Source organism: Pseudomonas sp. MEJ086 (assembly GCF_030209025.1).
Lineage (GTDB): Bacteria > Pseudomonadota > Gammaproteobacteria > Pseudomonadales > Pseudomonadaceae > Aquipseudomonas > Aquipseudomonas fulva_A.
In genome coordinates, this window is the sequence record NZ_JARVSV010000044.1 from 52,431 (window position 1) to 61,047 (window position 8,617).

General features: G+C 62.9%; 7 protein-coding genes. 1 reads left to right on the forward strand and 6 read right to left on the reverse strand.

What is annotated here, in order from left to right; genetic code table 11:
- Positions 1–85: 85 nt before the first annotated feature.
- The 6 genes from QRN22_RS24470 to QRN22_RS24495 all read right to left on the reverse strand — a co-directional run bounded on the left by QRN22_RS24470 (position 86) and on the right by QRN22_RS24495 (position 5,823).
- Complete coding sequence (locus QRN22_RS24470) at positions 86–541, reverse strand: GNAT family N-acetyltransferase (RefSeq protein WP_042555012.1); 456 nt, start codon at positions 539–541, stop codon at positions 86–88.
- A 71-nt stretch (positions 542–612) separates the two neighbouring features.
- On the reverse strand, positions 613–1,041 hold the full coding sequence (locus tag QRN22_RS24475; RefSeq protein WP_042555011.1) for a group I truncated hemoglobin: 429 nt from the start codon (positions 1,039–1,041) through the stop codon (positions 613–615).
- Positions 1,042–1,043: 2 nt separating this feature from the next.
- Positions 1,044–1,865 carry a DUF3034 family protein gene (locus tag QRN22_RS24480; RefSeq protein WP_419761287.1) on the reverse strand — a complete coding sequence of 274 codons (822 nt, stop codon included), beginning with the start codon at positions 1,863–1,865 and terminating at the stop codon, positions 1,044–1,046.
- 41 nt (positions 1,866–1,906) lie between these two features.
- Positions 1,907–4,213, reverse strand: coding sequence for a bifunctional diguanylate cyclase/phosphodiesterase (locus QRN22_RS24485; protein WP_042555009.1), 2,307 nt, complete (start codon positions 4,211–4,213; stop codon positions 1,907–1,909).
- Positions 4,200–4,880 (reverse strand): hypothetical protein, encoded by a 681-nt coding sequence (locus QRN22_RS24490; protein WP_042555013.1) that lies wholly within the window; start codon positions 4,878–4,880, stop codon positions 4,200–4,202. The genes QRN22_RS24485 and QRN22_RS24490 overlap by 14 nt, the downstream gene beginning before the upstream one ends.
- A 190-nt stretch (positions 4,881–5,070) precedes the next feature.
- Positions 5,071–5,823 carry an AraC family transcriptional regulator gene (locus QRN22_RS24495; protein ID WP_042555008.1) on the reverse strand — a complete coding sequence of 251 codons (753 nt, stop codon included), beginning with the start codon at positions 5,821–5,823 and terminating at the stop codon, positions 5,071–5,073.
- Positions 5,824–6,037: 214 nt separating this feature from the next.
- Here QRN22_RS24495 and lon point away from each other — a divergent pair, with 214 nt between their 5' ends.
- A complete protein-coding gene (gene lon / locus QRN22_RS24500; protein ID WP_042555007.1) occupies positions 6,038–8,425 on the forward strand; it encodes an endopeptidase La in 2,388 nt (795 codons plus the stop codon).
- Positions 8,426–8,617: the final 192 nt, after the last annotated feature.

An 8,617-nucleotide genomic window follows, 5' to 3' on the forward strand; every position in this document is an offset into this window, starting at 1 on the left:
GTTCGGAGCTTCGGGCTGTAGGTGTTTTGGGTGGTGGCTAAAGCCCACAGCAGAAACGGATCGCCAATTACCGCAGGGCTATCGCTTATGGCTCGCGGCGCATACCGATATGCGGGATGTCGTCTTCCAGATATTCGTCGGTCACTGCGACGAAACCGTAGCGGCCGTAGTAACCCTGCAGATGCGCCTGGGCCGACATAGAGACCGGGACGCCCGGCCATCGCTGGGCGCAGGCCTGCAGCGCCTGCTCCAGCATGCCGTGCCCGAGGCCGGTGCCGCGTGCGCTTGCAGCGGTTACCACACGGCCGATCACCACTTCTCCGTCATTGAGCGCCGGATCGAGCAGGCGCAGATACGCCACCAGTTCATCGCCCTGCCAGCCCAGCAGGTGGCAGGTATCACCGTCCAGGTCACGACCATCGACTTCCAGATAAGGGCAGTTCTGCTCGACCACGAATACCTGGGTGCGCAGCGCCAGGGCCGCGTACAGCTCGGTCTTGCTAAGCTCGGAATGGGGTTTGAGGTGCCAGGTAACGGACATGATCGGCTCACGAAATAGGCTGAGAGAGGGGTGCAGACTCTAAGCCTATTTCGTCGTGGATAAAACAGCGACTACTGCTCGATGACCTGCCCCCGCAGAGCCGCCAGGCGCGCCAGCAAGCGGTTCTGGGTCGGTGTTGGCACGCCTTCGCTTTCCATCGCCACCTGCAGGTTTTCGACCAGGGCATTGAAGTGACTGGGCGTCAGCTTCTGGCCTTTGTGGCTTTCTTCGAGGGTGTCGCCGGTATAGACGCACGGCCCGCCCGCGATCACGCAGAACTTGTCGACCAGCTTGTCGCGCAGGCCGGCGATGTCGACCTTGGCGAAGAAGTGCACGATGCGCTCATCGCGGGCCACGTTGAGCAGCATGCCCTCGACGATGCGGGTGATGCCGGGCTTCTCGCCGAGCTCGCGGTACAGACTGTCGTCCTTGGCAGGCTGCTGTGCGCAACCGACCAGCAACAGCAGCGACAGGACCGCCACGCAGAATGAACGCAGCATGCTCAGAAACTCCCCTGCACGGACAGATAGGCACCGTTCTGGTTATCCAGCGTGGCGATCTCGCCCAGCCGCGCGTAAGCCAGTACCACGGCCAGATGCTTGTTGGGGAAGTAGCCAATGAACAGATCGGCCCAGTCGCTTTCCCCGGCGAAATTGAGGTTGTCCGGTTTCTCCCGATACTCGACGCCCACTGCCCACTGCCGGTTGAGCAGCACCGCCACGGAGCCTTCCTTGAGCACCGAATGGCGGTCGCGGCGGTCACCGCCGAAGCCCAGCAGGCCCAGCTCGTTGGCACGGCTGTAGCGCACGCCACCGTTGAGCAGCAGGTTGTAGCCGAAGGCGCCGCCGAGAATCAGTCGGCTGGCGGTCAGGTAGCCTTCGGTGTCTTCGTCACGCTGGGCACCGACCAGGCTGGGGATGAGGAAGTCTTTCTGGCGCTTGTGCTGAATGCCCAGCGATACCTGGGGTAGCTGGTCATAGATCAGATCGCCGAACAGCCGCACCTTGATACCGAAGATGTCCTGGCTGAGGCTGTTTTCCGGCAGGCTCAGGTTGCGCGCCAGGTTGCCCAGGTCGAGGCGCTGGCGCGCGTAGGAAAGCTCGATGCGATTGTCATAAGCGGCCGCCACACCGGCCACGTCGAGGCGGTAGTCACCGGTTTCCACCCGCGTGGCGAATACGTCAGCGCCCCACTCGCCCTGCTCGCCATAACCGGCCAGCACCGCCCAAGGGGTGATACCGCCACCGGCTGCGCCTTCCAGGCTGCTGGCACCGCCGGTGGCCAGCAGCCGCCCGTCACCGGCGACAGCAGCCGTGGTGAGCATTGCGAACAAGAGGCCGCCAGTCAGTTGGAACAAGGACATGGTCAATACACCAGGGAAACGGGAGAAGTTAAGGGCCGCTGCATCCAGGCCTCGAAGGCCTGCGCGGCCAACGGCCGGCTGATCAGATAACCCTGCACGCTGTCACAATGCCAATGCTCGAGCAGATCCAGGCTGCGCTGCAGCTCGACGCCCTCGGCGACCACCTTGAGCCCCAGGCTGTGGCTCATCTCGATGGTCGAGCGCACGATCACCGCATCTTCGCTGGTGTCGTGCAGATCGCGGATAAAGGTCTGGTCGATCTTCAGTTCCTGCACCGGCATGCGCTTGAGCTGCGCCAAGGAAGAATAGCCGGTACCGAAGTCATCCACCGACAGGCCGATGCCCTTTTCGCGCAAGCCATGCAACACCTGCAGGGCCACGGCCGGGTTGAGCATCACGCCGCTCTCGGTAATTTCGAAGATCAGTTGTGAACCTGGAATCTGGTAATGCGTCAGCAGGCGACCGACCCGCGTCGGCAACTCGGCGTCGATCAGGTCCTCGGTGGAGATATTCAGCGAGAGCTGTACGACCTGCCCACGCTGACGCCACTCCTGCAACTGGCGGATGCCCTCTTCGATCACCCAGGCGGTCAGCATCTGAATGCTGCCGGTGCGCTCTGCCAGCGGAATGAATTCACCCGGCGAAACCATGCCGAATTGCGGGTGCTGCCAGCGCAGCAGCCCCTCGGCCTGGATTCTGCCCGGGTTGCGGATATCCAGCTTGGGTTGGTAATGCAGCAACAGTTCGTCCTGATGGGCGGCGCGGCGCAGGTCGCGGATCAGTTGCACCTGGCGCTGCTGGGCAACATCGCGGCCACTTTCGTAAAGCTGAATGCGCCCCGCCAGGTGCCCGGCGTCCTGCATGGCGATGGCGGCACGGCGCAGCAACTCTTCCGGGGTAGAGCCATCGGCGGGATAGGCGGCGATACCGATGCGGCAATCCAGGGCGATGTCCAGATTATCGACCCGAAAGGGCTTCATGGAGAGTTGCTGAACCCGGTCGGCGGTAGCCACCGCCCCCTCCATGTCACTTCCTTCGAGGAGCAGCACGAATTCGTCGCCGACCATCCGCGCCAGGCTGTCGGCCGGACGCAGCGCCGCCTTCAGGCGATTGGCCAGTTGCTGCATGACCCGGTCGGTCCCCCCCGCTTCGCAGCTCTCGCTGACCGTACGGAAGTTGCCGATGCCCAGGTAAAGCAAAGCGATGTGTCGCTGCGCCGAGATGGCACTGCCCAGACGCTCGAGGGCCAGGTTGCGATTGGGCAGGCCGGTCAGAGGATCGTGCAGCGCATTGTGCGCCAGTTGCCGCTCACGCTCGGCGACACCCTGCTGCATGCTTTGAAAGGCCTTGGCCAGGCTGCCCAGTTCGTCCGCACGGTCGAGCGCCAGCGGCACCTCGTAGTCGCCCTGCCCGACTCGCTCCGCCGCACCTGCCAGGCGGCGAATCGGCTGCGACAGACTGCGCGCCAGCAACAGCGCACCAACCAGTGAGGCCAGCAGCGCGGCTACGGCGATGAAGAGGATCTTTCGATTGAGCGCCGCGACCGAACCGCGGGCCTGCTCCAGGGAACGTTGCAGCAGTGCCTGCACGCGGAAGCCGTCGCCACTGGCGAGCACCAGACGCTGCACCAGGAAGGGCTCGCCACCATGCAGCACCTCGCCGCTGTCGCCCTCGAAGGCGATCATCGGCATGTCATCGAGCGTACTCACGCGCACGTCGGGCTGCCCCTCCATGCTACCGGTCAGGGTCAGCTCCAGGTGGGTCAGCTGGTTCAACTCGCGGGCGAAGCCTTCATCGATGGCAAACCCCATCACCAGCCGCGCGATGGGCAATGGCGCACTGACGGTGGCCTGTACCAGCAGGTAGATGCTGCCATCGAAAGGCATCAGGAAACTCTGCCCCTGGCTGCCCAGTTGCGTGTTGATCTGCTCGGCCCGCGCCGTCGACAAGGGCGCCAGGGTGCTGGAGGTCAGTTTGCCGTCCATGTCGAACATCATCACCACACCGGCATTGATGCGCGCGCCATGGTTGAACAGCGCCGAGCGGATAGTCGCCTCGTCACCACTGGCTACCGCCTCGCGGAAGCCGAAATCGGTGGTCAGTACCTGGACCGCATCCCTGAGCTGCCGTGAATGCACGTCGAGCAGTTGCCCGAACACGCTGGTGCCGACATCCAGTTGCTCGCGTGCCTGGGTGCGAATCGACGCAGTGGTCGCGGCCTGAACGGCGAAATACAGCGCGCCGATCACCACGAGCAGCAGCAGGATCAGAACGCTGGCGATGCGCGCCTGGAAGCTAGTGCGAACCATGTTCCACGGCTTTCTTGAAGGCGTCCCCGAAGGCACTTGGCGGTGCGCCAGGCGGGTCGGTTTCACTCGGTGCCTCGATCGGCAACTGGAAGCGCTGCTGCACGGGGCCGGCCTCCACCTTCAGGGCAGCGCCCTGTTGCGGCAGCATGTCCGGCAAGGCGGAATGCCACAGGGTCACGCGGTAGTCCCCCGCCGGTAGATTGTCGATGGACAGCTTGCCCTGAGCATCGCTGACGGCGAACCAGGGATCATCGGTGATGTACACGTAGCCGACCATCCAGTCGTGGATATTGCAGCCGAGCACCACCAGCCCTGGCTTGTCGAACACGATCGGCGCGCTGGGCGTGCCCTGATACAGGCGCAACTCGAAGCGCTTGGGTGCCGAGAACGAGTAGACGTGATGGCGGATGTCGTCGCGGTTCGGAAAGGTCACCGCCGTGCCGGTGCGAACGGCCAGCACGGTGGGCACGAAGCGCATGTCCTGCTGGTCCATCACCGCCTTGCCCGGTGGTGCAGCGCCATTTGCAGGACCCTGCAGGGTGACGACGGCGTTGGCCAGCGGCGCGCCCTTGGCGTCCACCAGTTCGCCCTGCAGGCTGGCGGCCTGAGCGGCGCCCAGTGCAGCGAACAACGACAGATGCAATACGAAAAGAAAACCTTTAGTCATGATGAACTCGTCCAGAACACGCGCGCCTCTTTGGGCCATAAACACGCCCCCATCTAATAACGGCAGAGCTGCTGGGAAGATTAGTCGGCAATGTAGATAAGTTCACACTTTTCCAGAAGCCAGACAAGGCAAATAGCCATCACAGGAGGGCGGGAGCGTGATAATTGGCTAGGCAGCTGGCTGAGGCGGCTTATTCGCTACCGCGCATGCGTTTTGGCGTAAGCCCCAGATAACGGCGCATGGCTGTGGTCAAGGCGCTCTGGCTGGAGAAGCCGCACTCCTCGGCAATGCGAATCAGCGGCAGGCCACTGCCACGCAATAGCCGCGTGGCGTGGTCGAGCCGCGCCTTGAGCAGGTACTGGTGCGGCGTAAGGCCAACGCTGTCCTTGAACTGGGCATGGAAGTGACTGGGGCTGAGGCAGGCCACGTGGGCCAGCTCGGCAACGCTGATGCGGCGCGCCAGGTTATCGGCGATGTACCCGTCGAGGCGTTGCACGTCCATCGAGCCATGCCCGCGCAGCGATTGCTCGCCGAACACCCGCAGATGCAGTGCGCGCAGCAGCACGCCACCCAGCGAACGGGCCAGCAGCGGATCGCCACCGTAACGCTCCAGCTCGGCGCCGGCGTAGCTCAGCAGGTGCTGGAAATCGGCATCCAGTTGCGGATAGCGCGGCGTGTCGAACAGATGGCCGAGCAGTTGCAGGTCTTCGCTGCTCATGTCCTGCTCGTTGAGGTCGACGATCAGCATGCGATTGTCACCGATGCCGGCGAACTGGTGGTCGGCATCACCCGGCACCAGGCACGCGCGCATCCGGCACACCTCGCCACCCCGCCCGACCACTTCGAACTCGGCACGCCCCGACACCGACATCACCAGTTGATGGTGGTCGTGGGTGTGTTCGTGGGCCTGATCGTCCAGGCGCATGAGGCGGGCGTTGAGCATGATTCGCAACTCGATGGGCGATGCGCGCACTCTACCGCGTTGCATGGAAAAACTGTATGGGCCACGACAGGTGGAATGACCGCCACAGCACGAAACACCCGGCAAGCATTTCGAGAAGCCGCGGGCACGCAGATCGCGGGCTGCCGAGCGAATAAATATTGAAAAAAGCCAGCAGCACCCCATCTAACACTCAACGTGAAAAGACAGGTGCCGCATGAACGAACCGCAAGATATCGAGATCGCTTCGGAGCAGACCAGCCACAGCCTGATGCTGCCCGGCCAGAACCTGCCGGACAAACTCTATGTGATTCCGATTCACAATCGGCCGTTCTTCCCGGCACAGGTGCTGCCGGTGATCGTCAACGAAGAGCACTGGGCGGAAACCCTGGAGCTGGTCAGCAAGACCGAGCACCGCACTCTGGCCCTGTTCTACGTCGACCAGCCGGTTACCGACCCGCGCCATTTCGACACCTCCAGCCTGCCGGAACACGGCACCGTGGTGCGCATCCACCATGTCAGCAATGACGACGGCAAACTGCAGTTCGTCGCCCAGGGCCTGACCCGCGTGCGCATCCGCGGCTGGCTCAAGCACCATCGCCCGCCGTATCTGGCGGAAGTCGATTACCCACGCAACGCCAATGACTCCCGTGACGAGGTCAAGGCCTATGGCATGGCGCTGATCAACGTGATCAAGGAGTTGCTGCCGCTCAACCCGCTGTACAACGAAGAACTGAAGAACTACCTCAATCGCTTCAGCCCCAATGATCCGTCACCACTGACCGACTTCGCTGCCGCGCTGACCACTGCGCAATCGAAAGTGCTGCAGGAAGTGCTGGATACCGTGCCGATCCTCAAGCGCATGGAAAAAGTCCTGCCCCTGCTGCGCAAGGAAGTGGAAGTGGCGCGCCTGCAGAACGAGCTGTCCGCCGAGGTGAACCGCTCCGTGGGCGAGCACCAGCGTGAGTTCTTCCTCAAGGAACAGCTGAAGATCATCCAGCAGGAACTGGGTATCACCAAGGATGACCGCAGCGCCGATACAGAGCAGTTCAGCCAGCGTCTGGAAGGCAAGACCCTGCCTGACCAGGCTCGCAAGCGTATCGACGACGAGATGAACAAGCTCTCGGTGCTGGAGACTGGCTCGCCGGAATATGCCGTCACACGCAATTACCTGGACTGGGCCACCAGCGTGCCCTGGGGTGTTTTCGGTAAGGACAAGCTCGACCTCAAGCACGCCCGCAAGGTGCTCGACGACCACCATGCCGGCATGGACGACATCAAGGAACGCATCACCGAATTCCTCGCCGTGGGCGCCTTCAAGGGCGAGATCGCCGGTTCCATCGTCCTGCTGGTCGGCCCACCGGGCGTGGGCAAGACCAGTGTCGGCAAGTCCATCGCCGAGTCACTGGGCCGTCCCTTCTATCGTTTCTCGGTGGGCGGCATGCGCGATGAGGCGGAGATCAAGGGTCACCGGCGCACCTATATAGGCGCCCTGCCCGGCAAGCTGGTGCAGGCGCTCAAGGATGTCGAGGTGATGAACCCGGTGATCATGCTCGACGAGATCGACAAGATGGGCAGCAGCTACCAGGGCGACCCGGCCTCGGCCCTGCTGGAAACCCTCGACCCGGAACAGAACGTCGAATTTCTCGACCATTATCTGGACCTGCGCCTGGACCTGTCCAAGGTGCTGTTCGTGTGCACCGCCAACACCCTGGATTCGATCCCCGGCCCGTTGCTCGACCGTATGGAAGTGATTCGCCTGTCCGGCTATATCACCGAAGAAAAGCTGGCCATCGCCAAACGCCACCTGTGGCCCAAGCAACTGGACAAGGCCGGCGTGTCGAGCAAGCAACTGTCGATCAGCGATAGCGCCCTGCGCGCCCTGATCGAGGGTTACGCCCGCGAGGCCGGTGTGCGCCAACTGGAGAAACAGCTCGGCAAACTGGTGCGCAAGGCCGTGGTGAAGCTGCTCGAAGATCCGCAGAGCAAGGTCAAGATTGCCGCCAAGGATCTCGAAGGTTACCTGGGCATGCCGGTGTTCCGCAGCGAGCAGGTGCTGTCCGGTGTCGGCGTGATCACCGGCCTGGCCTGGACCAGCATGGGCGGCGCCACGCTGCCGATCGAGGCGACGCGCATTCATACCCTGAATCGCGGTTTCAAGCTGACTGGCCAGTTGGGCGAGGTGATGAAAGAGTCGGCGGAGATCGCCTACAGCTACGTCAGCTCCAACCTGAAGACTTACAAGGGCGACCCGACCTTCTTCGACGAGGCCTTCGTGCACATGCACGTCCCCGAAGGCGCCACCCCCAAGGACGGCCCGAGCGCGGGTGTCACCATCGCCAGCGCCCTGCTGTCCCTGGCTCGCAACAAGGCGCCGAAAAAAGGCGTGGCCATGACCGGCGAACTCACCCTCACCGGCCAGGTATTGCCGATCGGTGGGGTACGCGAAAAGGTCATCGCCGCACGCCGGCAGAAGATCTACGAACTGATTCTTCCCGAGGCCAACCGTGGTTCCTACCTGGAGCTGCCGGAATACCTCAAGGAAGGCATCACCGTGCATTTTGCCAAACGCTTCAGCGATGTCGCCAAGGTGCTGTTCGACTGATCGCGCCACGCAACTCAATGTAGGAGCCTGCTTGCCGGCGAAGCGATTTCACCCGCGACACCGTGGGTGCACTCATAACCGCCATCGCGAGCAAGCTCGCTCCTACAGTCGGAATTGGGGGCAATCCAGCAAAGCCTGACGTGCCTCCATCCGTAGGAGCCAGCTTGCTGGCGAAGCGATTTCAACCGCGAC

Coding starts and splice junctions, on each gene's coding strand:
- QRN22_RS24470 (WP_042555012.1), bottom strand. CDS start 541: ATGTCCGTTACCTGGCACCTCAAACCCCATTCCGAGCTTAGCAAGACC.
- QRN22_RS24485 (WP_042555009.1), bottom strand. CDS start 4,213: ATGGTTCGCACTAGCTTCCAGGCGCGCATCGCCAGCGTTCTGATCCTG.
- QRN22_RS24480 (WP_419761287.1), bottom strand. CDS start 1,865: ATGCTCACCACGGCTGCTGTCGCCGGTGACGGGCGGCTGCTGGCCACC.
- QRN22_RS24495 (WP_042555008.1), bottom strand. CDS start 5,823: ATGCTCAACGCCCGCCTCATGCGCCTGGACGATCAGGCCCACGAACAC.
- lon (WP_042555007.1), top strand. CDS start 6,038: ATGAACGAACCGCAAGATATCGAGATCGCTTCGGAGCAGACCAGCCAC.
- QRN22_RS24490 (WP_042555013.1), bottom strand. CDS start 4,880: ATGACTAAAGGTTTTCTTTTCGTATTGCATCTGTCGTTGTTCGCTGCA.
- QRN22_RS24475 (WP_042555011.1), bottom strand. CDS start 1,041: ATGCTGCGTTCATTCTGCGTGGCGGTCCTGTCGCTGCTGTTGCTGGTC.